Raw genomic sequence first — 23,404 nt, forward strand, 5'->3', positions numbered from 1 at the left:
AGGCGAAGATCCCAAGCTCTCCCGCGGTTGTAACCTCAGGTGGTACGGGCGACTTCGCCAAGCCAAGGTCCGGGCGGCCGCCCGGACCTTGGCTCAATCGCTCTAATCCCACGAAATCTCTCTCGTGTAGATACAAGGTGGCTCGGCGAAGCCGAGACGGAGAGGGGGACTGGCTCGACGGAGATCAAGTTTCAAGAAGTATCCGCCCTACGAAGCCCCCTCTCCGACCGCTTCGCGGCCACCTCTCCCCCGCGTTGCGAGGGCGAGGAACCCAGGTTCTGCAAGGCCGCGCTTTACGCCGTCCGCCACATCGGAATGATCGAGGCGGCCAGCACCAGCGCCAGCACGATGTTGAGCGCGCGCCATTGCCATTCGGTCTTGAGCAGCCGCGCCAGCACCATTCCGGCCACGCACCACAGTGACAGCGAGGCGGCGGCCGCGAGGCCAAAGGTGGCGCCGAGCAGCAGCGCGAGCTGCACCGGTCCGCTGGCTAGGGCCGCGAACGAAGCCGCGGCGCCCAGACCCATCGCCCAACCCTTCGGGTTCATCCATTGAATGCCGGCGCCGCCGAGAAAGCTGTTCGGCCTGGCCATGCTCACATCCAGATTGGGCGGTCCGCTGCGGCCGATCTTGATCGCCAGCCAGAGGAGATAGAGCGAGCCGATGACCTTCATGGCCAGTTGCAGCGAAGGCACGGCAAGCAGCAGACCGGCGAGCCCGGCGGCAGCGGCACCCGTCACCGTGGCGAGGCCGGCGGCGCTGCCGACCAGCAGGGGCACGGAACGGCGAAAGCCGAACTGCGCCCCGGACGCCGTGGACAGGGTCGTGGCGATGCCGGGCGTGGTGGTGGCGACGATGGCAAAAAGGATGAGCGGGAGAATGGGCTCGAGCATGCGGCGTCCTCTGTCAGAGGGCTGCGATCGTAGCTGCGCGCGAACTTCAGTAAATGCAATGTTTGCCATGGTCGGCATTAGGATGGATAATGCCAGCCATGATCCGAAATCTCGACATGGCGCTGATCCGCACCTTCATCACCGTCGCCGACAAGGCCAGCATGACGGCGGCGGCCAATGCGCTGCACTTGACGCAAGGTGCTGTCAGCCAGCAGGTCAAGCGGCTGGAGGAGGCGTTTGGCTCGAGCCTGTTTACGCGCGACCGGCGCGGCTTGCGGCTGACGCGCGCCGGTGAACAACTGTTCGGCAGGGGCAAGCGGTTGCTGGCCTTGAATGACGAGATCTGGGCCGAGATGGCTGGGACACCGGTGGCCGGCCAGGTGCGGCTCGGCGTGCCCTACGACCTTGTCGGCACCTTGCTGGCGCCGGTGCTGAAGACCTATGCCGAGACCTATCCGCAGGTCGAGATATCGCTGGTCTGCGCCTCGTCGCCGGAATTGGCTGCTGCCCTTGCGGCCGGGACCATCGACCTTGCGGTGATCGAGGAACGCGTCGGTCCGTCGGCCGGTGAGTGCCTTGCCATCGACCGGCTGGTCTGGGTCGGCGCCAAGGGCGGCGTTGCCCGCGCCAAGCGGCCGCTGCCGGTGTCGATCGTCGCCGACACCTGCGCCTTCCGCCCGGCGGTGCTGGCGGCGCTCGGTGAGCATGGGCTGGAGTGGCGCACCGTGTTCGAAAACGGCAACATCGACGCGACGACGGCGACGGTGCGCTCCGACCTCGCCGTCACCGCCTGGCTAGCCTCCACGGTTCCGGCGGATCTCGACATATTGCCACCGGAGTCCGGCCTGCCGCCACTGCCGAATTTTGCCATCAACCTGCATCTGCCGAGGCATGGGGTAGGGCCGGCGGCGCAGGAATTCGCACGCCATATCCGCGATGGGCTGGCACGACGGCCGGTGGCGGCTTGAGAGACTTCTCAGAACTTGGGTTCCTCTACCCCGTCGATCGGGGGAGAGGAAAGGGTGCAAAGGCCGTCCTGCTACTTCCAGTTCTTGCGCCGTTCGAGCTCGGCGTCGGACGGCTCCCCTGTGACAAACGACCCAACCTTGATCTCGCCTGATCGCTCGTAGGTCGCCATGATGACGCCGGTGCTGGTTGCCTGCGACTTGATGAGCTTGAAGGCGGCCGGCATCGCGCTGTCGCCGAACAGCCGCTTGCCCTTGCCCAGCAATAGCGGGAAGATCATCAGCCGAATTTCGTCGATCAGCCCGTTGGCGAGCAAGGTCTGGATCAGATCGCCAGATCCCTGGATGAGCAGGTCCGGCCCATCCTCCTGCTTGAGGCGGCGCAACGTCGCGACGATATCGGGTCCGAGCGCTTGCGTGTTCTGCCAGGTGAGGGTGTCAGGCCGATGCGTCGCCACATATTTGGTCGCGGGGTTGAAGGCATCCGCGATCGGATCTTTCTGATACGGCCAGTAGGCGGCGAAGATGTCGTAGGTTCTGCGGCCGAGCAGCAGGGCGAAAGGCTTGGAGAACAGTTCATCCATCGCCGCGGCCCCCGCCTCGTCAACGTAATGGAAGGTCCAGCCGCCGAACTTGAAGCCGCCGGCCGGATCCTCTTCCGGGCCGCCGGGTGCCTGCATGACGCCGTCAAGGCTGACGAATGTCGCAGAGATGATCTTTCTCATTCCAATGCTCCCGTTCTTCGATCCACGCCGTCGTGGCCGGACTTCAGCCCAAGGACGGGCGACGAGCCACCGGTCCGACAGGACATATGAAATTTTGGCAAACCACCATCATTTGCGAGGCCCGGGGTGGAGATCTTCCGACGAGAACCAGACATCGCCCGATATGGCGGTGGCGGTGTCGTCCGGTGCCCTGTCCTGGACCAGCCAGATCGAGCGGCTGCGCGCGGCCTGCTCGCGCGTCGGGATCCTCGACGCTGAGTCTGCGAGCGAGGCGCCGACACAGGGAATGAACCACGATCGCATGAACGGATCGCAGGCGAAGCCTTTTTGCGTGCGGATCACCATCACCGCCAGTGGGACGCGCTCGGCCGGGCGCCAGGGGAAGATCATGCGGCCGCCAGGTCGCAGCGCCTTCAGCCACCCTGCTGGTGGCGCTGCGACGCCAGCATTGACATAGATGATGTCGGATGGCGGCAGGGGCGTCGTCACCGCATCGCCATGGACGACCGTTGCATTGCCATATGCTTCGAGATTTTTGCGCGCCAGATCGGCCAGTTTTTCGTCGAGTTCGAAGCCGGTGACGGTGCCGCCTGGTAAAACCAGCCTGGCCAGCACGGCGGTGTAGTAGCCGGTGCCGGCGCCGATATGAGTGACGGCCTCACCAGGTTTAGGCGCAAGCTTTCCGATCCACATGGCGTGCAGGAAGGGCTCGCCATTGTTGATGCCCTTGTCGTCGTCGAGCGTCACCAGCACGTTCTGATAGATATGAGCCGGGTCGGCGCTCGGCGTCGTGACCTTGCCGTTGCCGGCGATGACCGTCCACGGCCCGGGACCGAGAAACGCTTCGCGTGGCACCTCGGCGAAAGCCGCTTCCAGGCGTGGGTCGGGCGAGCCGGCATTGGCGACCAGCAGCCGCGCGTAGAATTTCCTGATGTCTTCGATCCGGGCCATGCTGCGGGACAACATAGCGCGGATTGCCAATTTGTCGCGAGGCTACCCTCTGCGCAGAGGGTAGTCGATTTCCCGGCGAGGCGGAGCTTAGCCGATCCCGAACAGGGTGTCGTAGAGCAGCTTGAAGTTGAGCCCCAGGATGACTGCGGCGACCACCCAGGCAAGGGCGGCGACGCCGCGCGGAATGGCGAGATTGCCCATCTTCTTCTTGTCGGAGACGAATTGCACCAGCGGGACGACTGCGAAAGGCAACTGCATCGACAGGATCACCTGGCTGAACACCAGCAGCTGGCCGGTGCCCTTTTCGCCATAGAGCGCGGTGACGACCACCACCGGGATGATGGCGAGGCCGCGCGTCAGAAGCCGACGTGCCCAGTTGGGGATGCGCAGGCGCAGAAAGCCTTCCATGATGATCTGGCCAGCAAGCGTCGCCGTCACCGTGGAGTTGAGGCCGGAAGCCAGCAGCGCCACCGCGAACAGGATCGAGGCGATGCCGAGGCCGAGCAGCGGCGACAGCAGCTCGAAGGCTTGGCCGATCTCGGCAACGTCCTGATGGCCGGTGTTATGGAAGGCGACCGCCGACACGATGAGGATCGAGGCGTTGACGAACAGCGCCAGCATCAGGGCGATGGTCGAGTCCGTCGTTGCCCATTTGATGGCATCGCGCTTGCCCTTGTCGGTGCGTTCATAGGCGCGGGTCTGCACGATCGAAGAGTGCAGATAGAGATTGTGCGGCATGACGGTGGCGCCGATGATGCCGATGGCGATGTAGAGCATCGCCGGATTGGTGACGATTTCCGACGACGGCACGAACATGGCATGCAGGATCGAGCCGGCCGGCGGGGCGGCGACGAAGATCTGGATGGCGAAGCAGCTGAAGATGATGATCAAAAGCGCGATGACGAAGGCTTCGAGATAGCGGAAGCCCTTGTTCATCAACAGCAGCACGAGGAAGGCATCGAGCGCCGTCAGCATGGCGCCGCCGATCAGCGGAATGCCGAACAGAAGTTGCAGCGCGATCGCCGTGCCGATGACTTCGGCCAGATCGCAGGCGATGATGGCCAGTTCGCAGGCGATCCACAGCACGAAATTGACTGGACGGGGATAGTAGGCGCGGCAGGCCTGGGCGAGGTCGCGGCCGGTGGCGATGCCGAGCCGTGCCGCCAGCGCCTGCAAAAGGATCGCCATCAGGTTGGACAGCATGATGATGAACAGCAGCGTGTAGCCGAACTGCGCACCGCCGGCGAGATCCGTCGCCCAGTTGCCCGGGTCCATATAGCCGACCGAGACCATGTAGCCGGGACCCATGAAGGCGAACAGGCGACGGAACCAGACGCCCGAGCTTGGCACGGCGATTGTGGAATTGACTTCGCGCAGGCTGGGCTGCTCGTCCTCGTCGGGCCTGGCGAACCGCCATGAGGAACGGGAGGCTGTGGCTTCGGCTTCAGACATGAAGGAGGGCTTTCCGCGAGACTGGACGATGTTGCCTCAAGCTATGCCATGGCTCAACATTATGCAATATGCTATATTTCATTGTCGTTGCTTTTAGGCGGCTGGCGGTCATCGGGTGAAACGGCAATCGGAAGCGCTGGTTGCACCTGTGGCGGAATGCAAATAAACGGCCTGAAGAATCAGAGCCCGTGCTATGAAAGCGTGGACGGGTGATAGCCTCGGGAGGAGCGCATATTGGCGCCGAAGAACAGACCAGTCCCGCGTGAGCCGCTGCTCGACGCCGAAATTCATTCGGAGGGATTCCGGCAGCAGCGCGAAGCGCGCCGCAGCGCGCTGGTCGAGGATTATGTCGAGCTGATCGCCGATCTGATCGAGGACGGCAACGAGGCGCGCCAGGTCGACATTGCCGCACGCCTTGGCGTTGCCCAGCCGACGGTGGCCAAGATGCTGACCAGGCTGTGCGCCGACGGGCTGGTGTCGCGAAAGCCCTATCGCGGCGTTTTCCTGACCGATGCCGGCCGCAAGGTCGCCGAGGAGAGCCGCATCCGCCACCAGACGGTGGAAGCCTTTTTGCGCTCGCTCGGTGTCAGCGCCGAGACGGCGCGCATCGACGCCGAAGGCATCGAGCACCATGTCAGCGTCGAGACGCTGGAAGCGTTTCGCAAGGCGATGACGGCGACGCGTTGAGCCGAACCCGCCGCTGGATTTCCTGAGCCGCCGGAACCGCCGTACGCCACGCACGTTGCTGCTGACACCGCGCGATGTCGCGGCAAGGGAGGAAGCGATGGGCGTTGAACGGGCACCGACCGCAAAGGGCAAGCAGGCTGCCGAGGGACTGACACAGGCGGCGGCAAGCGATGAGCGCAAAACCGAGGCCGAAACCCACCATTCGCTGAAAAAGGGCGCGGCGCGTTTCGAGGAACGTTCGAAGAGCTCCGACGGCAAGAGCGCCGGCGCCAAGCAGGAAGATTAGACGTCTGTCAGGTTGACGTCAGCTGTTCTGGGCGAACGCCGTCTGCCGGAACGTGGTGGCGGCGCTTTCAACAAACCGTTCCCTCACTCGCGGACGTCCTGCACCCAGCTGCGCGGGTGGCCGTCGACGCGGAACTGGAAGATGAAATAGGGCGGAATGCAGGTGCCTTTGCCAGCTTTCGCTTCCGCCAGATCGTCATAGCCTGCGGTGCAGATGTAGTCCTCGCGGCAGGGATGCGCCTTGTCGCAGGCTCGTAGGCCGGCGGTCTTGGTAAATTCCTTCGTGCAGAATTTGTGGTCCTTGCCCGACGCGATGCAGTCGTTGAAGCCGGTCTTGGCCAGACGCCCGCACGTTGCTTCGTCGGGAAGCTTGTCGCAGCTTGCCTTGCGCAGCATGCCACCGGGAAAGCCGCCGGTCTTCTGCTGCGGATTGTCGTAGCGCTGGCGCGCGGCGCCATAGCCGGCGAGTTTGACCAGCGGCTTCTTGTCCTTCGCGGAGTCGATGGCGCAGGCCTTGGCGGTGGCCGGCGACAGGCGGCAATACTGGTCGCTGCCCCAGCTCGACATCTTGATCTCGCCGAACTCGACGGGGTCGCCGACCACCGTGCCTGCTTCGCTGACGCAGGTGCCGAAGCCTGGATGGAAGGCGCTTTCGTGGACACCGGCGCAGCGCAGGCCCGCACCGCAGCTCCAGTCCTTGAAACTTGCATCCTCGCCGCGATAGCAGATCGAGCCCCAGCCATTGTAGAGGTCGGTGTCTTTCAGCGCCTCGGCATATCTGGCGTCCGGACGGGCGGCGAAGCTGCGCGTAAAGTCTAGCTGACTGCCGGCGGCGAACTGCTCGACGATGGCGCGGCGGCGCGGCAGGTCGGCGAAGAACACGGCCGAGCCCGGCACGAAGACGGCGTTGCGGCGCGGCTCGCTCACCGGATCTGCGCCGGTGTAGTGGAAACCGGCAATGCCACGCGTCTGATGGCAGCCGGTGCAGCTCATCTCGTTGAGCCGCAAGTTGAAGCCGGCCACCGACTTGATGGTCGAGAGTGTGTTGCCCCTGGCGATATAGTTCTTCAGCGCCTTGTCGATGTCCGCGTCGTCGACCAGCCCGTAGACGATGTTGTTCTGCGACCGGCTGAGACCGCCGGGGGCGACGGAGACGGCGCTCCTGGCCAGGAACTTTTCGTCGATCACCAGCCGGCCATGGTCGAGGTCGTAGATGTTGCGGTCGGTGAGCAGCCATTTGGCGAAGGACGGCTTGTCGGCCAGCACAATGGCGCGGTCGATCTGGTTTTCCATCTTCGCTTCATAGAAGCTGGACGCAGCCGGATCCCATTTGAAGATCTTCAGGAGATATTCGGCATGGCCGCCGAAATCGCGCCGCGTCGAGGCCGACAGCCTGAGCACCTGCATGTTGAGTTCGAGCCGCATGATCTGCGACGAATTCAGCATGGTGCCTGACAGCGGCCCTTCGTCGGAGCGCAGCCAGGCGGCAAGCTGGTCGGGTGGCAGGTCTTTTTTTCCAGCTGCCAGCCAGCGCTGGGCAACATCGGCGCAGGACACGTCAGTGGCGCTTGGCAGGTCCTTCGAGGCGCGCGCTTGTGCCTGCCTGGGTTTGGCGTTGAACACCAGGCTCATGGTCAGCGGCAGGCGCGAGGAAATGCGCTGGCCCGCCTTTCCCTTCACAGGCTTTTCCGCGACCGAATAGTGGAAACGGTAGATCAGCCGGATTTCGCCGCATTCGGTGTGGCCGAGATAGCCGCGGTCCATGCGGTTGACGACGCCGGTCAGGTCCAGCGTCGAGCCGTCGTCATCGATGTATTTCGGATTGAATTTCTGGCTGGTGTCCTTCGACTTCGCCATGGCAGCAACATAGGGATCGGGGCTGGTCTTCGGCTCGTCGGCTATCTGCCGCTTGACTGTGTCGCGCACCGTGGCCAGCGCCGGCACCGAAAACAGGCCGCGATTGTCGACCTCGCGGGTGAGGCCGAGTGCCGGGCCCAGCAGGCGGCTGATCGACAGGCCACCACGCTCCAGCGCCTGCAAGGTGGCGGGATCGGTGACGGCAACGCTGGAATCGAGCGTGGCGGCACGGGCGGACCCGATGCCGAAACAAGTCAATGCCGTCAGCAACAGCAGGAATTGGCCGATCGTCCGCAAGCGCCCCTCGCTTCCCAGAGAAACGGACATTAACGGTCTTCGATAGTCTCGGCCATGGGGACGATTGCAACGCCGAGCCGCTCGCCGCAACGAGCTTGGCCGCAAGGCGACCCGTATGGCCAAAAAGGCCATCGAAAAATGCTGTGACTTGGCGCAACCATTGGGATAATTGTTTGTTGCCCCGGAACAACGGGGAAGTTGCTGCACGAGGAGTTGCCATGCTCTGGAAGGGCCGTCGTCAGAGTGACAATATCGAGGACGACCGCAGCGACAGCGGCGGTGGCGGACTCGGCGGCGGCGGTGGCCAGTTCCGCATTCCGATCGGCGGCCGCACCGGTGGCGGCGGCAGCATCTTCCTCGTCATCCTGGTGGTGCTGGCCGGATGGTATTTCGGCTTCGATCCGTCGACGATCCTAGGTGGCGGCGACGGCGGCCTGCTGCCGGGCGGCGGCGGCCAGATCACCGACAACAGCGGACAGGACAACGGTGCCACACCGGCCAATGACGAGATGAAGCAGTTCGTGGCCACCGTGCTGGCCGAGACCGAGGACACCTGGTCCGGCATCTTCAAATCTCAGGGCCTAACCTACGAGGATCCGAAACTGGTGCTGTTTTCCGGCCAGGTCCGCTCGGCCTGCGGCTTCGCTTCCGCGGCGGCCGGACCGTTCTATTGTCCCGGCGACCACAAGGTCTATCTCGACATGACCTTCTTCCAGCAGCTCGACCAGCAGTTCGGCGCCTCGGGCGAATTCGCCCGCGCCTATGTGATTGCGCATGAGGTCGGCCACCACGTGCAGAACCTGACCGGCATCATGTCCAAGTTCAACCAGATGCGGCAAAGCATGGGCGAGGTCGAAGCCAACCAGATGTCGGTGCGAATCGAGCTTCAGGCCGACTGCTTTGCCGGCGTGTGGGCGCATTACACCGGGCAGAAAGGCATATTGGAGCAGGGCGACATCGAGAGCGCACTGAACGCCGCCAAGCAGATCGGCGACGACACGCTGCAGAAGAAGACGCAAGGCTATGTTGTGCCGGAAAGCTTCAACCACGGCACCTCGCAGCAGCGGCAGACCTGGCTGGCGCGTGGTTACAAGAGCGGCAAGCTGTCGGAGTGCAACACGCTGAGTGGGCCGATCTGACAGACCGTTTTCGAGCTTCACCTGCCGGCGATGCTGCCGTCAGGGGGTATCAGGATGAATAGAATCAGCCTGTTCTCACATTGTTCCTTGCGGCGGGCTCGCCTATAAGTGCGTCCGCCTGCGCCTGAGGGCGAGCAGAGGAGCTTGATCCTGCATGATCGACCCTAAAACCGCCAGACGGGGCCTTGCGCTCGTCTTCACCACGCTGCTGCTCGACATTATCGGCTTCGGCATGATCATGCCGGTGCTGCCGGCCTATCTCAGGGAATTGACCGGGGTCAGCATCAGCGGCGCGGCGATCGAAGGCGGCTGGCTGTTCTTCGTCTATGCGGCGATGCAGTTCGTCTTCGCGCCGATCATGGGCGGCTTGAGCGACCGGTTCGGGCGGCGGCCGATCCTGCTCGCATCGGTGCTGACCTTCTCCATCGACAATCTGATCTGCGCGGTCGCCTGGTCCTACCCGATGCTGTTCATCGGGCGTGTGCTGGCCGGCATTTCAGGCGCCAGCTATTCGACGACTTCAGCCTTCATCGCCGATATTTCGAATAATGAGAACCGGGCAAAGAATTTCGGCCTGCTCGGTATCGCGTTTGGCGTCGGCTTCGTCATCGGGCCGGTTCTCGGCGGGCTGCTCGGTACGTTCGGGCCGCGCGTGCCGTTCTATTTCGCCGCCGGGCTCGCCTTCGTGAATTTCCTCATTGCGTTGTTTTTCCTCCCGGAAACGCTCGATGACAAGCATCGCCGCCGCTTCGAGTGGAAACGCGCCAACCCGGTCGGCACGCTGCTCCAGATGCGCCAATATCAAGGCATCGGCTGGATCGGGCTTGTCTTCTTCCTGATGACGCTCGGGCACATGATGTATCCGGCGGTCTGGTCGTTCGTCTCCAGCTATCGCTATGGCTGGAGCGAGCAGCAGATCGGCTTCTCGCTCGGCGCCTTCGGCCTGTGCGGTGCGATCGTCATGGCGACGGTGCTGCCGCGCGTGATCCCGAGGCTTGGCGAGTGGAAGACGGCGGTCATCGGCCTGACATTCACGGCAGCCAGCGCCTTCGGCTATGCCTTCGCGTCGCAAGGCTGGATGATCTATGCGGTGATCGTCGTCGGCTGTCTGGAAGCGCTGGCCGATCCACCGCTGAGGAGCCTCGCCGCCGCCAAAGTGCCGCCATCGGCGCAAGGCGAATTGCAGGGGGCGATGACCTCGATCTTCTCGATCACCTCGATCATCACGCCGCTGCTCTATACGGCGATCTTTTCCTGGTTCACCGGGCCAAGCGCGCCGGTGACCTTCGGCGGTGCGCCCTATCTGGTGGGCGCATGTTTTCTGACGCTGGCGGTCATCGTCTTCGTCACCAAGGTGGCGAGGCCCGCGGCGCGCGCAAATGTCACCGCCGGCGTCGCCGAAGATGGAGCGCAGGTGTGAGTCACAGCCGCATTGCGCTGACTCGGGACGGACTGTCGCTGTCGCGGTTGGTCTTCGGCGCCTCGCGTCTGCTCGACAGCGCCGCCCGCCCGGATGCCGATCAGGTCGCACGGCTGATCGGCACCGCCGTCGATCTCGGCCTGACCAGCTTCGATCATGCCGACATCTATGGGAACTACGAGGTGGAAGCGGCCTTCGGTGCGGAATTGGCGCGCTGGGAAGGCAAGCGCGACAGCATCGAGCTGATCTCGAAATGCGATATCATGCTGAAGTCGCCAAACCGGCCGGACAACCGGCTGAAGCACTACGATACCGGTGGCGGCCATATTGTTGCGTCGGTGGAGCGGTCGCTTGCCAATCTCGGCACCGACTATATCGACCTGTTGCTGCTGCACCGGCCCGACCCGCTGACGGATGCCGACGAGACGGCGGCAGCTCTTGCCAAGCTGGTCACATCTGGCAAGGTGAGGGCGGTCGGCGTCTCCAACTTCACGCCGTCGCAGTTCGATCTGCTGGCCTCACGGTTGCCGTTCGCCCTCGCCACCAACCAGATCGAAATGTCGGTGCTGAAAACGGCCGCATTGACCGACGGCAGCCTGGACCACGCGCAGCGCCTTGCCTATGCGCCGATGATCTGGTCGCCGCTCGGGGGCGGCTCGCTGTTCACCGGCAAGGAGGGGCGCGAGGCGCGGGTGCGGGCAGCGCTTGCTGCGGTGGCCGCCGAGATCGGAGCCGGCGATCTGGCTGCCGTCGCGATCGCCTGGCTATTGCGCCATCCGGCCCGATTGGTGCCGGTGCTGGGTTCGATGAAGCCGGAACGGCTGGCCGCCATGGTCAAGGCGTTGGAGATCAGCCTCGACCGCCAGCAATGGTTCGCCATCCTGGAAGCCAGCGAAGGCCGGCCGGTGGCGTAGGACGAGATACTAGAGTCTTTGTTTGACGCAATTCCCGGACGGAAAACCGTTTCACACTTTTCCCGGGATTGCTCTAGGTTTCGATCCATTCGCCGGGGATATCCAGCGTCTTTGCCAGCATGGCACTGGTCTGCGGCGATGGTTTGCGACGATTGGATTCGAGGTCGGACAGGAAACCCTGGCTGACACCAATAGCAGTCGCCAAATCGGCTTGGGTCAGGTTGCGCCAATTGCGCAGCGCCTTGAGCCGGCTCGAGCCCCGCAGGATATCCATGGTCACGGCAGCGGGCAGGGGCTTTTCCGTTTTGAGCTCGGCCTTCCGTTCATCGTAGATCGCCACATCCGCAGCATCCATGGCTTCTTCAGCGGCATGCAGCAATGCCTCGTAGTCGGCCCTCGGGATGACGACCAGTTCTTCGCCGGTTGAGGTCTTGATGATTTGCGGGGCGTTCATGATGATGTCCTGTCCTATGGCCTGCTATAGGTCGTCGTTTCACGCTTGCCGATGTAGATCGCGAGAATCGTGGTGCGGTCTTCGTCGAATATGACGCGGTAGCGGCCGATACGCAGTCTATAACCGTTCCGGCCGGCAAGACGCTTTACATCTCCACGACCGCTGACGGCGTAAGTGATCAAACCTTCGGAAACCTGCTCGCGGACATCCGCCGGCAGGTTATCGAGATCGCGAGCCGCCGATACTGAAAGGATGATCGTCTTCACAACAAATAATATCGCACATTTATCGCTTTGCGTTAAGCGATATTATAGCTAACAGCCGATCCTCAAAGGATCAGGCCCGTTCGGCCAGCAATTCCTCGCCGCGCTTTTCGCGGATCAAATTGACGAAGCGGCGGAACAGGTAGTGCGAATCCTGCGGGCCGGGGGAGGCTTCGGGGTGATGCTGGACCGAGAACACCGGCCGGCCGGTCAGCGTGATGCCGCAGTTCGAACCATCGAACAGCGAGACGTGGGTTTCCTCGACGCCCGATGGCAGCGAGTCGGCATCGACGGCAAAGCCGTGGTTCATCGAGACGATCTCGACCTTGCCGGTGGTGTGGTCCTTGACCGGATGGTTGGCGCCGTGATGGCCCTGGTGCATCTTGGCGGTCTTGCCGCCCAGCGCCAGTGCCAGCATCTGGTGGCCGAGGCAGATGCCGAACACCGGGATGTCGGTCTTCAACAGATCCCGGATGACCGGCACGGCATAGTCACCGGTGGCTTCCGGGTCGCCGGGGCCATTGGAGAGAAAAATGCCGTCCGGCTGCATGGCAAGGATTTGTTCGGCGCCGGTCTTGGCCGGCACCACCGTGACCTTGGCGCCGAGGCCGGCGAGCAGGCGCAAGATGTTGCGTTTGACGCCATAATCGATGGCGACGACGTGCATTGTCGGTTCGGTCTGCTCGCCAAAGCCTTCGTTCCACACCCAGGGCGTCTCGCGCCAGACCGAGGACTGGCCCGACGTGACTTCCTTGGCGAGGTCAAGCCCGATCAGCCCCGACCATGCGGCGGCGCGGCGCTTCAGATCGTCGAGGTCGAACACGCCATCGGGCGCATGCGCGATGACGGCGTTGGGCATGCCCCTTTCACGGATCAGCGCGGTGAGCGCGCGGGTGTCGATGCCCGAAAGGGCGACGATGCCGCGCTTCTTCAGCCATTGGTCGAGACCAGCGCCGGCGCGGTAGTTGGACGGGTCGGTGACATCGGCCTTGAACACGGCGCCAACGGCGCCGGCGCGGGCGGCCGGATTGAGGTCCTCGATGTCCTCGTCATTGGTGCCGATGTTGCCGATATGCGGGAAGGTGAAGGTGACGATCTGGCCGGCATAGGAAGGGTCAGTGAGGATTTCCTGGTAGCCGGTCAGCGCCGTGTTGAAGCAGACTTCGGCGACGGCGGAGCCGGTGGCGCCGAGGCCGCGACCTTCGATGACGGTGCCGTCGGCCAGCACCAGAAGGGCGGTCGGCTTTTCAGTGGTCCAGGCGGGCGTCGAGGCGGCGGTCATCTCGGCCATGGCGGCACTCCTATCGGGCTGCCCGCTGCAACCGGCCCGGCGGGCCATCTGCGCGGCAAACGGCGCGAAGCGGCGATTTTCGCGGCCTCCACGCAGTCAAATTTCCGTTCATGCAAGGCCCAGTACATAGGGGAAGGGGGCAGAGCGGTCAATGATCATGCGAAATGCCGCCATGTTTTATTTCGCCTAGCAAAATCAGTGGCTTGCCCCGGCATATCAGGGTTTGCCTTGGCTCGCCCCCGGCGCTATTGTCCGCGCCGATCGAAGGAGAATGCATCATGCGCGGCAAAATCGCCGAATCCCTGAAGAGCGCGATGAAGGCGCAGGACAAGCACCGGCTGCCGACATTGCGGCTGATCCAAGCCGCCATTCACGATCGCGACATCGCCAATCGCGGTTCGGGCAAGGAGCCGGCCAGCGATGAGGAGATCCTGCAGATCCTGGCCAAGATGGTGAAGCAGCGCGAGGAATCGGCCAAAGCCTTCGACGACGGCAAACGGCCGGAACTCGCCGCGCAGGAGCGCGGCGAGATGGAGATCATCCGCACCTTCCTGCCGACGCAGTTGGACGATGCGGCGGTGACGGCGGCGGCGCGTGAGGCGATCGCGGCGACGGGTGCGGCCAGCCAGAAGGACATGGGCAAGGTGATTGCCGCACTGAAGCAGAAATATGCCGGCCAGATGGATTTCGGCAAGGCGAGCGGCATCGTCAAGGGTCTGCTGCAGTAGGGTGCTGCTCATCTCGTCGCTTGGGTGGCCGACCGCCCGCTCCCGGAACCCAGATTCGTCCGGAATCGAAGTCCAGGAGTGGAACTCGGATACCGCCGAGATGTTTATCCGTCATGCAACTGGAGAGATGTCATGACTGAGAACGAAACCCGCTATGAAACCGGTGCGACGAAATATCCGGCAAAGACCGATGCCGACGCTTCCGATGAATTCTCCCAGGATGCGGCCGCCAACAAGAAGCCCGCCGGCGGCATCGGGCTCACCCGCCGGGTGGGCGAAGTGGAAGACCGAACCCGCCAGTCGGACGGACAAAACCCGCCAAGGCAAGGCACGCCGAGCGCCGCAACCGAAAAGACGTCCGGGGCCGGCCCCGCTATCGCGGAGCGTTCAAAGGACGCCAAGGCTCCGAAGAGCGGCCGCCAGCCTGGAGCGTATGTCAAGAAGTGATCGCTGGACGGGACCCGAGGTCCTAGCATTGCACGGCCGGTCATTAACGACCGATTTACACTTGCGCCTTTCGCGACTGGTTGGTCGGTATCTGTCCGGGCCTCCTCGGCTACAATGCACGGCGCAATGCCGGCGCTTCCTGCTGGATATGATCCCACAGCCGGTTGGCGATCGGCCCATGCGGCCGGTCGCGGCGCCGCGCCACCACCAGTTCGTCGGTGCGGCCCGGCAGATGGCGGCCGGCAATGGATTGCAGGCGCCCGTCATGCAGTTCTTCCTCGATCAGGAAGCGGGGCAGGTGGCCCCAGCCAAGGCCCTGCAGGATTATCTCCTTCTTCATGCCCTGGTCGGCGACGAGGCATTGCGGCGCGCCTTCGATCAGCGAATAGTTTTGTTGTGGCGAATGGCGGGCGCTGTCGCGCATGGCGCATTGGGTGAGTGCCTGCATCTGGTCCAGGGTGATCGGCTGCTCGATACGCTCGGGCAGAAAGCCCGGCGCCACCACGGGAATGAAGGACACCTTGCACAGATCGACCCATTCCACCCGCGCATCGCCCTTGTCGACCCAGTGCAGGATCAGATCGGCTTCGTCATCGAATAGACGCTCCCATGGGCCGCCGACCGCTTCGAAATGCAGATGCAGGCGGGTGCCGGGGCACTGTGCGAAGAACCGCCCGAGCATGCCCAGCACATGCGGGCGCGGGCACAGGTCGCCTATCACCACGTGGATCTCGCTTTCCTCACCCATCGCCAACTGGGCGGCATGGACGCGCAAACCATCCAGCTCGCGCAGCAGCGATAGCGCTCGGCGGTGGAACGACAGCCCTGCCTCGGTCGCACGCACGCGATAGCCGTTGCGGTCCAGGAGGCAAAGGTCGAGCTGTCGCTCCAGCTTGGCGACGGCAGCGAACACCGCCGGATGCGAGCGATGCAGCACGGCCGCCGCAGGCTGAAAGCCGCCGGTGCGAATCACCGCATCGAAGCATTGAAGGTCGTGGAGAGTAAATTCGGTCATGTCGGTTTTTATTACAAAGATTGTCCCATCTTTGTAATATCAACAAAATTATCCCTCGGCTACGTTTGGCCTCATTCAAACGTTCCAGAAGGAATTTTCATCATGAACAAGCTGAATTTCGTCACGACGGGCGACGGCACGCGCATCGCCTACCGCTTCGACGGCGAGGCAAGCAAGCCGGTGCTGGTGCTATCGAATTCCATCGGCACCACGCTGCACATGTGGGACAGGCAGGTTGGCGAGTTGTCGAAGCATTTCCGTATCCTGCGCTACGATTTTCGCGGTCATGGCGGATCGAGCGTTCCTGTCGGCGCCTACTCGCTCGACCGGCTTGGCCGCGACGTCATCGAACTGCTCGACGCGCTCGACCTGCAACGCGTACATTTCCTTGGCCTGTCGCTTGGCGGGTTCGTCGCGCAGTGGCTCGGCATCCACGCGCCCGAGCGGATCGACCGGCTGATCCTGAGCAACACCTCGTCTCATCTCTCGCCGGCAAGCTATTTCGACGAGCGGATTGCCGCGGTGCGGCAGGCACCGGACATGTCGGAAACCGCCGAGACGTTCCTGAGCAACTGGTTCCCCGCGTCGATGGTTGCCGCCAACGAGCCCGTGGTCGAAGAGTTTCGCACCATGCTGCTGGCTATCGACCGGCAAGGCCTGGCGGGCCTGTTCGCGGCGGTTCGCGACGCCGATCTTCGCCGTACCGTAGCACTGATACCGCGACCGACGCTGGTGATCGCCGGTCGGCACGACACGGTGACAGCAGCCAGCCACGGCGAGATGATTGCCGCGGCGGTGCCCGGCGCGAAGCTGGTCGTGCTGCCCGCGGTCCATCTGTCGAACATTGAGTATCCGGCAGAGTTCATCCAGGCTGTGGTCGATTTCCTGCGCTGAGCTGGAGCGCGACGGAAAGGCGTCCGGCGCCAGTCCGGTGGTCGCCGAACGTTCGAAGGAGGCCATGGTTCAGAAGAGCGGGCGGCAGCCGGAGCCCTGCGTCAACGTGAGCGGCGGTCCGAACCGAGCCATCCGGCGAAAAGCTTGTTCGACGCCTTTCGGAACGATCCCGTCACCTCGCCATTATCAGCACGAGGGCAGGCTCGACACGCCGTGACCCGACCTTTGAGGCGGCCGGTGACTTTCGAGCGCCAACACGAACACGCCGGAGGAAACGATGACTGGACGCAAAACCCACGATCAACAAATTCGCATCATTGAAGAGCGGGAAAACACAAAGAACGCGGGCGAGGATTTCGATGCAGAGGCGGATCTGAAACGATCAGCGGCGGAACGCGAAGCGCTGCGCAAGGGATCGGACATGAGGACCGACACACCGGACCTCGTCGATCCGGACGACCGCAACATCCTTCGCGGCAAAAATCAGGAAAGCGTCCATCACAAAAACCGTCCTGACGACTAGATGAGCACCGATCCTGGAAACATTTGGATAGATTGGAGGCAGCCATGGCACACGGCGGCAAGAAACACATTGGAGCGGGTTCACAGGGAAAAGGTTCCGGGACAGGCGCCATGACCGTAACGCCAAAGGACAAGCTCGAAGAAAACAAGGTACTGTCCAATCGCGACAAGGCACAGCATTCCAAAGAACGCGGTTTGGACTCCAGGCAGGTCGCGACTGAGCAGCATCAGGATCATGCCGCCAACCGTTTACGGGACTGACGCCCCTGCTGGGCGCCAGCCTCGGCGCGCCGCTAGCTTTTGATAAAATTGGCTCGGCGGCCTGATCCAGCTCTGCGTCCGGGGGAATCCACGCAACCACGTCGCTAGGCGGCGACCTCAAATACGATCCTGCCGCGCACATGCTCGTTTTCCAGCCGTTCTTCCGCCTCGGCGACCTCTCCAAGAGGGTAGGTGGCTTGCACGAAGGGGGTGACTTTGCCGGCCTCGATGAGGCGGCCGATCTCCACGCGCGCTCCGCCACTTTGCCTTTTCCGCCGAACATAAAGCGGCACGGTCTTAATCAACGCGGCGGTGCGATGCGGACTTCAAGACGCTTCGCAGATCGGCAGCGGCTGCGGCGGTGGTGCCGGGTGATCCTTCCTGTATTGGGCGATGATCGGCTCGAGGGTCTTTCGCGGCCAGAATTTCGGTGTGCCGATTTCCTTCAGGCAGGACGTGTTCCAGTAGGCGCCCGGCTGCGAATGGTTGGCGACCGCGGCGATGTCGCGCGATTCCGGGTAGATATAGAGCGTCGTCGGATTGTCCTTGACCATGGTGATGATCTGCTGCGCATCCGCCGGCGACCAGCTGGTGCAGCCATTGCTGCGGCCGCCGGCATAGTCCACCAGTTTGCCGAACGGCACGAAGCCGTCATGGTCGGCATGCGAACTTTTCGGGTTTTTGCGCAGGCATAGGCCGTGCAGCACCTGGGCGGCATGGCCGCCGATCACCCGCTGCCTGGCATTCGCGGCCTCGCCTTCGCCGTCGAACTGGATGAAGGTGCGCTGGAAAACCGCGTCCTGTTTCGCAACGGTGCGGTAATAGCCCTTGAACGAGGTTTTTGCCTCGCGGGTGATATAGCCGCCGCCGGCCGTCAACGACGAATCCATCGCATTGCCGAAATTCTTCGCGCACCGCTTGCTGTTCGAAAAATCGACAACGCCTTTCAAATCCCGGCCGCTGCCATGACCCGACGAAATCGCGCGAAACGACTGGCTGGCTTCGCAGATGACGTAATAGCGGCGCCCCAGAACGCCATCGCCCAGATCGCTGGGGCGCGTCGCATCCATGGCGAAGTAGCAGGGGTTCTTGACTGCACCTTGCGCGACCTTCTTCCGGTAAAGCGCGCGGGCTCGTTCGAGGACAATTTGTGAGATCTGGCCGTCGCTGTTGCCGATGTGAGCCTGCAGCCAGGCCGGAACGTCAGATGGTGCGGCAAAGGATCGAGCCGACATCGTCAAGGCAATGGCGGCGACGAGGAGGCTGAGGATCGGGACGATACCCAGAGGGACGAATCTCAACCGCACTGGATCAACTCCTGCCAAAGCCATTTCCTTGCGGTGTTGCCGCCGGGAATCGATCATAAAGGGTCTCGCATTATCAGGCGAAACACATCTTGTTTAGCGCACCCTTTGTTAACGCGTGCCCTCCGCAAGTCCGCACGAAGAGCCATGAAGGAGATCGACGCGCGCAAATGCTCCTACGCCGGGATGCTGGCTCCAGGCTTGCAGCGGGCTCCCCGCATCTTTGAATGTCTGCGATTTTCGATACGCAGGGATTGAGCTATCATCTGATTCTGGCGCAGCCCACGCCTCCTCCCTCCGCCGGGAAAGCATCGTTCATGCAGGGCTTTCCGATCACCGAACCGACTGTTCGAGCGCCAGGCATAAGGAGGGATTGCGGAAACTGCTCGCACCAGGAGGTTTGCATGAAGTTGTCCGCGCCGGTCTATTATCTGAAGCGTCAAGCCAGGCTGTTGTCCCGCGAGGGCAAGATTGCGCTCCACGAAGCGCTCGATCGTGTTGCGGCACGGGAAGGTTTCAGCAGTTGGAGCCTGCTTGCAGCCGAGGCAGCCGAGGCAGCCGAGGCGGCCGAGGTGGCACCTGCCGGTGTACTGTTTGCGCAACTGGCGCCCGGCGACCTGGTTCTGGTCGGTGCGCGACCCGGCCACGGCAAGACGCTGATGAGCCTCGAACTCGCGATCGAAGCCATGAAATCAGGCCATCGCGGCGTGTTCTTCACGCTGGAGTATACGCAACGAGATGTGCTCGACCGGTTTCGCGCCATCGGGGCGGATCCGGCGCGGTTCAACGACCAGTTCGTGTTCGACAATTCCGACGCCATCAGCGCCGACTATATCGTCAAGGCATTGGGCTCGGTGCCGCGCGGCACGCTGGTGGTGATCGACTATCTGCAACTGCTCGACCAGAAGCGGCAAAATCCGGACCTGATGGCGCAGGTTCGCACGCTGAAGTCGTTTGCCGGCGACAAGGGATTGATCCTCGTCTTCATCTCGCAGATCGATCGGTCATACGATCCGGCGAAGAAGCCATGTCCCGATATCAGCGATGTGCGGTTACCGAACCCTCTGGATCTGTCGCTGTTCAACAAGACCTGTTTTCTGAACAAGGGTGAAATCCGGTTCCACGCGGCAGGCTGACGATCCGGTCAGTCTGCCTTCATTGGGCCGCTGCCGGCAGCTTCAGAGGCTGTGCAACCGATGCCGAACTGTGCTGCGCGCGCAATGCTTCGGCCGCCTGGCGAACCACTTCGGATATAAGCAGCAGCTGTTTGGCGATCGGGCTTGTCTTGCGCCAGATCATGCCGATCGTCCGCGATGGTTGGGGATTGGCGAAGTGGGCGATAGAGACTGCCGCGGAGCGCGTCTCCACCGGCACGGCCATTTCGGGGATCAAGGTGACGCCGACGCCGGCGCCGACCATCTGCACCAGGGTCGACAGCGAGCTGCCGTCCAGCAACTCGCGCGGCCGTGCCGAATGCATGTTGCAGAACGACAGCGCCTGATCGCGAAAACAATGGCCCTCCTCGAGCAGGAGCAGCCGCATCTCGCGCAGCATTTCGCGGTTGGGCACCGGCTTTCCCTCATCCTCGCCGGGCCGGACCAGCACGAAGTTCTCGGCAAACAGCACGATTTCCGTCAGCGAGGGTTCCGACACCGGCAAGGCAACGATGGCCGCATCGAGCCGGCCGTCGGCCAGTTCCTGGATCAGCTTCTGCGTCTGCGTTTCGCGCACGTGGATATCGAGCCCGTCATGCATGCGGGCGAGGTTGCCGATGATGGCAGGCAGAAGATAGGGTGCGATCGTCGGGATCACGCCGATGCGCAACCGTCCCACCAGCCGGTCGCGCGAGGCGCGGGCCAGATCCGTCAGCTCGTCCACCGAGCGCAGGATGTCGCGGACGCGCAAGGCGAATTCCTCGCCGAAATTGGTCAGCCGGACCTGGCGTGGGCCTCTTTGGAAAAGCGCCGTGCCAAGCGTTTCCTCCAACTCCCGGATCTGCACCGAGATGGCGGGCTGCGAGATGGCGCAGGCATCCGCCGCGCGTCCGAAATGGTTGTGCCGCGCCAGTGCCTCGAAATAACGCAACTGCTTCAGCGTCAGGTTTGTCATAATGTCATCTTATCGCTGTAATCAGGAAATCCAACTTAAATTAATCAGACGGCTTTGCTATACGAGTCGCAACGAAGATGAGGAGCAGCCGGGACCGCCTGGTGAGGCGCATGCCCGCAGCAACAGGACATCCAACATATTCGGTCGCGTATCGGGCATATGGTCATCGCGCCAGCCATGAAACGGACCGCCTCCAGGGACATTTCTATGTCCCTGTCACCCAGCAGTTGAACAGCTCAACACAGCCACGATCGGAGAAGAACATGGACGCACAGACCGATGATCCCAGCGCCGGCAAATGCCCCGTTGCACACGGATCCTCCAGCAGGAGCAACCGTGACTGGTGGCCCAACCAACTCGATCTTGGCGTTCTCCATCAGCAATCGAACCTTTCGGATCCGATGGGCGAAGAGTTCGACTATGCCGAGGAATTCAAGTCGCTCGATCTCGATGCGGTGATCAAGGACCTGCACCAGGTGATGACGGATTCGCAGGATTGGTGGCCGGCCGACTTCGGCCATTACGGGCCGCTGTTCATCCGCATGGCCTGGCACAGTGCCGGCACCTACCGCATCGGCGATGGCCGTGGTGGCGCCGGGGCAGGCCAGCAGCGTTTCGCACCGCTCAACAGCTGGCCGGACAATGCCAATCTCGACAAGGCGCGCCGGCTGCTGTGGCCGGTCAAGCGGAAATATGGCCGCAAGATTTCCTGGGCCGACCTTCTGATCCTCACCGGCAACGTCGCGCTGGAATCGATGGGTTTCAAGACCTTCGGCTTCGCCGGCGGCCGCGCTGACGTCTGGGAGCCCGAGCAGGACGTCGACTGGGGTTCGGAAACCAAGTGGCTCGACGACAAGCGCTATTCCGGCGACCGTGAACTTCGCGGCCATCTCGGCGCCGTGCAGATGGGGCTGATCTACGTCAATCCGGAAGGGCCGAACGGCACGCCGGATCCGCTGGCCTCGGCCCGCGACATTCGCGAGACCTTCGCCCGCATGGCCATGAATGACGAGGAGACCGTGGCGCTGATCGCCGGTGGTCACACCTTCGGCAAGACGCACGGTGCCGGCGATGCGTCGTTGGTTGGCGCGGAGCCAGAGGGCTCGATCATCGAGGCGCAAGGCCTCGGCTGGTCGAGCAAGCATGCTTCCGGCATTGCCGGCGACGCCATCACCTCGGGCCTCGAAGTGACCTGGACCACGACGCCGACCAAGTGGAGCAATAATTTCTTCGACAATCTGTTCGGCTTCGACTGGGAACTGACCAAGAGCCCGGCCGGCGCCCATCAGTGGACGCCAAGGGGTGGCGCCGGGGCCGGCACCGTTCCGGATGCGCACGATCCGTCAAAGCGCCGCGCGCCGGCGATGCTGACCACCGATCTCGCGCTGCGGGTAGATCCTGCCTACGAAAAGGTGTCGCGGCGCTTCCACGAGCATCCGGAGCAATTCGCCGACGCCTTCGCCCGCGCCTGGTACAAGCTGACCCATCGCGACATGGGTCCGGTCGCCCGCTATCTCGGCCCGCTCGTGCCGAAGGAAGAGCTGATCTGGCAGGATCCGATCCCGGCCATCGACCACGAGCTGGTCAGCGAGCAGGACATCGCCTCGCTGAAGGCGAAGATCCTGGCATCGGGCCTTTCAGTCTCCGAATTGGTCTCGACTGCGTGGGCCTCGGCCTCGACGTTCCGCAATTCCGACAAGCGCGGTGGCGCCAACGGGGCACGTATCCGACTGGCGCCGCAGAAGGATTGGGACGTCAACCAGCCGGCGGAACTGTCGAAGGTGCTTGCCAAGCTCGAAGCCATTCAGAAGGAGTTCAACGCGGGCAGCAAGAAAGTCTCTCTTGCCGACCTGATTGTGCTTGGCGGCGTTGCCGCGGTCGAGAAAGCCGCGAAGGACGGAGGCCATGAGGTGAAGGTGCCGTTCACGCCAGGCCGCATGGACGCCTCGCAGGAGCAAACGGACGTGCATTCCTTTGCCGCGCTCGAGCCAAAGGTCGACGGCTTCCGCAATTACGTCAGGGGCAAGCAGCCGATGTCGGTCGAGGCCATGCTGGTCGACCGGGCGCAGTTGCTGGCGTTGACCGCGCCGGAATTGACGGTGCTGGTCGGCGGTCTGCGCGTGCTCGGCGCCAATACCGGCGGATCGAAGCACGGCGTGTTCACCGACAGGCCGGGCACTTTGACCAACGACTTCTTCGTCAATCTGCTCAGCATGAACACGGTCTGGGATCCGGCCGCCGGCTCTGTTCCGGGTTCGGAAGAGGTGTACGAGGCGCGCGACCGCAAGACCAAGGCGGTCAGGTGGACCGGCACCCGTGCCGATCTGATCTTCGGCTCGCACGCCCAGTTGCGTGCGCTTGCCGAGGTCTATGGCTCCGCGGATGCAAGCCAGAAATTCGCCAGGGATTTCGTGGCGGCATGGACCAAGGTGATGAACGCCGACCGCTTCGACATCGCCTGACTTCGCATAAGGGTACTCCCGCGCGCCTGCGCCGGAGCTCCAGTCCTCCCAAGGACATAAGATCGGGGC

The 23,404-nt window shown here is 63.1% G+C and carries 25 protein-coding genes; 13 read left to right on the plus strand and 12 right to left on the minus strand.

Going from position 1 to position 23,404, the window contains the following annotated elements; genetic code table 11:
- Positions 1 to 293: 293 nt before the first annotated feature.
- Positions 294 to 893, minus strand: coding sequence for a LysE family translocator (locus tag NKI99_RS29570; RefSeq protein ID WP_127326265.1), 600 nt, complete (start codon positions 891 to 893; stop codon positions 294 to 296).
- Positions 894 to 991: 98 nt separating this feature from the next.
- Here NKI99_RS29570 and NKI99_RS29575 point away from each other — a divergent pair, with 98 nt between their 5' ends.
- Positions 992 to 1,861 carry a LysR substrate-binding domain-containing protein gene (locus NKI99_RS29575; protein WP_352613132.1) on the plus strand — a complete coding sequence of 290 codons (870 nt, stop codon included), beginning with the start codon at positions 992 to 994 and terminating at the stop codon, positions 1,859 to 1,861.
- A 71-nt stretch (positions 1,862 to 1,932) separates the two neighbouring features.
- On the opposite strand, the gene NKI99_RS29580 is transcribed toward NKI99_RS29575, so the two are convergent.
- From NKI99_RS29580 to NKI99_RS29590, 3 genes are all read right to left on the minus strand, one after another.
- On the minus strand, positions 1,933 to 2,583 hold the full coding sequence (locus NKI99_RS29580; protein WP_352613094.1) for a dihydrofolate reductase family protein: 651 nt from the start codon (positions 2,581 to 2,583) through the stop codon (positions 1,933 to 1,935).
- 108 nt (positions 2,584 to 2,691) lie between these two features.
- A complete protein-coding gene (locus NKI99_RS29585) occupies positions 2,692 to 3,534 on the minus strand; it encodes a protein-L-isoaspartate O-methyltransferase family protein (RefSeq protein ID WP_023809695.1) in 843 nt (280 codons plus the stop codon).
- Between the two features lie 87 nt (positions 3,535 to 3,621).
- A complete protein-coding gene (locus NKI99_RS29590; RefSeq protein WP_023809694.1) occupies positions 3,622 to 4,986 on the minus strand; it encodes an Nramp family divalent metal transporter in 1,365 nt (454 codons plus the stop codon).
- 234 nt (positions 4,987 to 5,220) lie between these two features.
- On the opposite strand from NKI99_RS29590, the gene mntR reads away from it, so the two are divergent.
- Both mntR and NKI99_RS29600 read left to right on the plus strand, forming a co-directional pair.
- Entirely contained in the window at positions 5,221 to 5,673 is a 453-nt protein-coding gene (mntR, locus tag NKI99_RS29595) for a manganese-binding transcriptional regulator MntR (protein WP_023809693.1), read from the plus strand.
- A 97-nt stretch (positions 5,674 to 5,770) separates the two neighbouring features.
- Complete coding sequence (locus NKI99_RS29600) at positions 5,771 to 5,959, plus strand: hypothetical protein (protein ID WP_023809692.1); 189 nt, start codon at positions 5,771 to 5,773, stop codon at positions 5,957 to 5,959.
- An 83-nt stretch (positions 5,960 to 6,042) separates the two neighbouring features.
- On the opposite strand, the gene NKI99_RS29605 is transcribed toward NKI99_RS29600, so the two are convergent.
- Positions 6,043 to 8,142 (minus strand): hypothetical protein, encoded by a 2,100-nt coding sequence (locus tag NKI99_RS29605; protein WP_031212682.1) that lies wholly within the window; start codon positions 8,140 to 8,142, stop codon positions 6,043 to 6,045.
- Positions 8,143 to 8,330: 188 nt separating this feature from the next.
- On the opposite strand from NKI99_RS29605, the gene ypfJ reads away from it, so the two are divergent.
- From ypfJ to NKI99_RS29620, 3 genes are all read left to right on the plus strand, one after another.
- A complete protein-coding gene (gene ypfJ / locus NKI99_RS29610; protein ID WP_023809690.1) occupies positions 8,331 to 9,251 on the plus strand; it encodes a KPN_02809 family neutral zinc metallopeptidase in 921 nt (306 codons plus the stop codon).
- A gap of 154 nt (positions 9,252 to 9,405) precedes the next feature.
- Complete coding sequence (locus NKI99_RS29615; RefSeq protein WP_128305499.1) at positions 9,406 to 10,671, plus strand: TCR/Tet family MFS transporter; 1,266 nt, start codon at positions 9,406 to 9,408, stop codon at positions 10,669 to 10,671.
- On the plus strand, positions 10,668 to 11,585 hold the full coding sequence (locus tag NKI99_RS29620) for an aldo/keto reductase (RefSeq protein WP_352613096.1): 918 nt from the start codon (positions 10,668 to 10,670) through the stop codon (positions 11,583 to 11,585). Before NKI99_RS29615 ends, NKI99_RS29620 begins: the two co-directional genes overlap by 4 nt.
- A gap of 73 nt (positions 11,586 to 11,658) precedes the next feature.
- Here NKI99_RS29620 and NKI99_RS29625 read toward each other — a convergent pair whose 3' ends face one another.
- The 3 genes from NKI99_RS29625 to carA form a co-directional block, all read right to left on the minus strand.
- Positions 11,659 to 12,039, minus strand: a complete 381-nt coding sequence (locus NKI99_RS29625) for a helix-turn-helix domain-containing protein (protein ID WP_023809687.1) — start codon at positions 12,037 to 12,039, stop codon at positions 11,659 to 11,661.
- A 14-nt stretch (positions 12,040 to 12,053) separates the two neighbouring features.
- Positions 12,054 to 12,305: a type II toxin-antitoxin system RelE family toxin gene (locus NKI99_RS29630; protein ID WP_023809686.1), complete on the minus strand. Its 252-nt coding sequence runs from the start codon at positions 12,303 to 12,305 to the stop codon at positions 12,054 to 12,056.
- A 70-nt stretch (positions 12,306 to 12,375) separates the two neighbouring features.
- Entirely contained in the window at positions 12,376 to 13,593 is a 1,218-nt protein-coding gene (gene carA / locus NKI99_RS29635; protein ID WP_031212679.1) for a glutamine-hydrolyzing carbamoyl-phosphate synthase small subunit, read from the minus strand.
- A gap of 278 nt (positions 13,594 to 13,871) precedes the next feature.
- Here carA and NKI99_RS29640 point away from each other — a divergent pair, with 278 nt between their 5' ends.
- Both NKI99_RS29640 and NKI99_RS29645 read left to right on the plus strand, forming a co-directional pair.
- Positions 13,872 to 14,321 carry a GatB/YqeY domain-containing protein gene (locus NKI99_RS29640; protein WP_013530126.1) on the plus strand — a complete coding sequence of 150 codons (450 nt, stop codon included), beginning with the start codon at positions 13,872 to 13,874 and terminating at the stop codon, positions 14,319 to 14,321.
- Positions 14,322 to 14,453: 132 nt separating this feature from the next.
- Positions 14,454 to 14,768, plus strand: a complete 315-nt coding sequence (locus tag NKI99_RS29645; RefSeq protein WP_352555724.1) for a hypothetical protein — start codon at positions 14,454 to 14,456, stop codon at positions 14,766 to 14,768.
- Positions 14,769 to 14,877: 109 nt separating this feature from the next.
- Here the strand turns inward: NKI99_RS29645 and NKI99_RS29650 are convergent, their stop codons facing one another.
- Positions 14,878 to 15,783 (minus strand): LysR family transcriptional regulator, encoded by a 906-nt coding sequence (locus NKI99_RS29650; protein WP_352613098.1) that lies wholly within the window; start codon positions 15,781 to 15,783, stop codon positions 14,878 to 14,880.
- Between the two features lie 102 nt (positions 15,784 to 15,885).
- Between NKI99_RS29650 and pcaD the strand changes: the two genes are divergently transcribed.
- The 3 genes from pcaD to NKI99_RS29665 all read left to right on the plus strand — a co-directional run bounded on the left by pcaD (position 15,886) and on the right by NKI99_RS29665 (position 17,460).
- Positions 15,886 to 16,677: a 3-oxoadipate enol-lactonase gene (pcaD, locus tag NKI99_RS29655; RefSeq protein ID WP_023809681.1), complete on the plus strand. Its 792-nt coding sequence runs from the start codon at positions 15,886 to 15,888 to the stop codon at positions 16,675 to 16,677.
- Between the two features lie 277 nt (positions 16,678 to 16,954).
- Entirely contained in the window at positions 16,955 to 17,200 is a 246-nt protein-coding gene (locus tag NKI99_RS29660; RefSeq protein WP_127297497.1) for a hypothetical protein, read from the plus strand.
- 44 nt (positions 17,201 to 17,244) lie between these two features.
- Positions 17,245 to 17,460 (plus strand): hypothetical protein, encoded by a 216-nt coding sequence (locus NKI99_RS29665; protein ID WP_127297496.1) that lies wholly within the window; start codon positions 17,245 to 17,247, stop codon positions 17,458 to 17,460.
- Between the two features lie 104 nt (positions 17,461 to 17,564).
- Here NKI99_RS29665 and NKI99_RS29670 read toward each other — a convergent pair whose 3' ends face one another.
- Together NKI99_RS29670 and NKI99_RS29675 are read right to left on the minus strand one after the other, a co-directional pair.
- Positions 17,565 to 17,708 carry a zinc-binding dehydrogenase gene (locus NKI99_RS29670; RefSeq protein ID WP_023809679.1) on the minus strand — a complete coding sequence of 48 codons (144 nt, stop codon included), beginning with the start codon at positions 17,706 to 17,708 and terminating at the stop codon, positions 17,565 to 17,567.
- A 78-nt stretch (positions 17,709 to 17,786) separates the two neighbouring features.
- Complete coding sequence (locus NKI99_RS29675; RefSeq protein WP_352613100.1) at positions 17,787 to 18,767, minus strand: hypothetical protein; 981 nt, start codon at positions 18,765 to 18,767, stop codon at positions 17,787 to 17,789.
- Between the two features lie 401 nt (positions 18,768 to 19,168).
- Here NKI99_RS29675 and NKI99_RS29680 point away from each other — a divergent pair, with 401 nt between their 5' ends.
- Positions 19,169 to 19,900: a DNA helicase gene (locus NKI99_RS29680; protein ID WP_352613102.1), complete on the plus strand. Its 732-nt coding sequence runs from the start codon at positions 19,169 to 19,171 to the stop codon at positions 19,898 to 19,900.
- Between the two features lie 19 nt (positions 19,901 to 19,919).
- Here the strand turns inward: NKI99_RS29680 and NKI99_RS29685 are convergent, their stop codons facing one another.
- Complete coding sequence (locus NKI99_RS29685; protein WP_352613104.1) at positions 19,920 to 20,873, minus strand: hydrogen peroxide-inducible genes activator; 954 nt, start codon at positions 20,871 to 20,873, stop codon at positions 19,920 to 19,922.
- A 263-nt stretch (positions 20,874 to 21,136) separates the two neighbouring features.
- On the opposite strand from NKI99_RS29685, the gene katG reads away from it, so the two are divergent.
- A complete protein-coding gene (gene katG, locus NKI99_RS29690) occupies positions 21,137 to 23,335 on the plus strand; it encodes a catalase/peroxidase HPI (RefSeq protein WP_352613106.1) in 2,199 nt (732 codons plus the stop codon).
- Positions 23,336 to 23,404: the final 69 nt, after the last annotated feature.

This window comes from Mesorhizobium sp. M0239 (assembly GCF_040321815.1).
Lineage (GTDB): Bacteria > Pseudomonadota > Alphaproteobacteria > Rhizobiales > Rhizobiaceae > Mesorhizobium.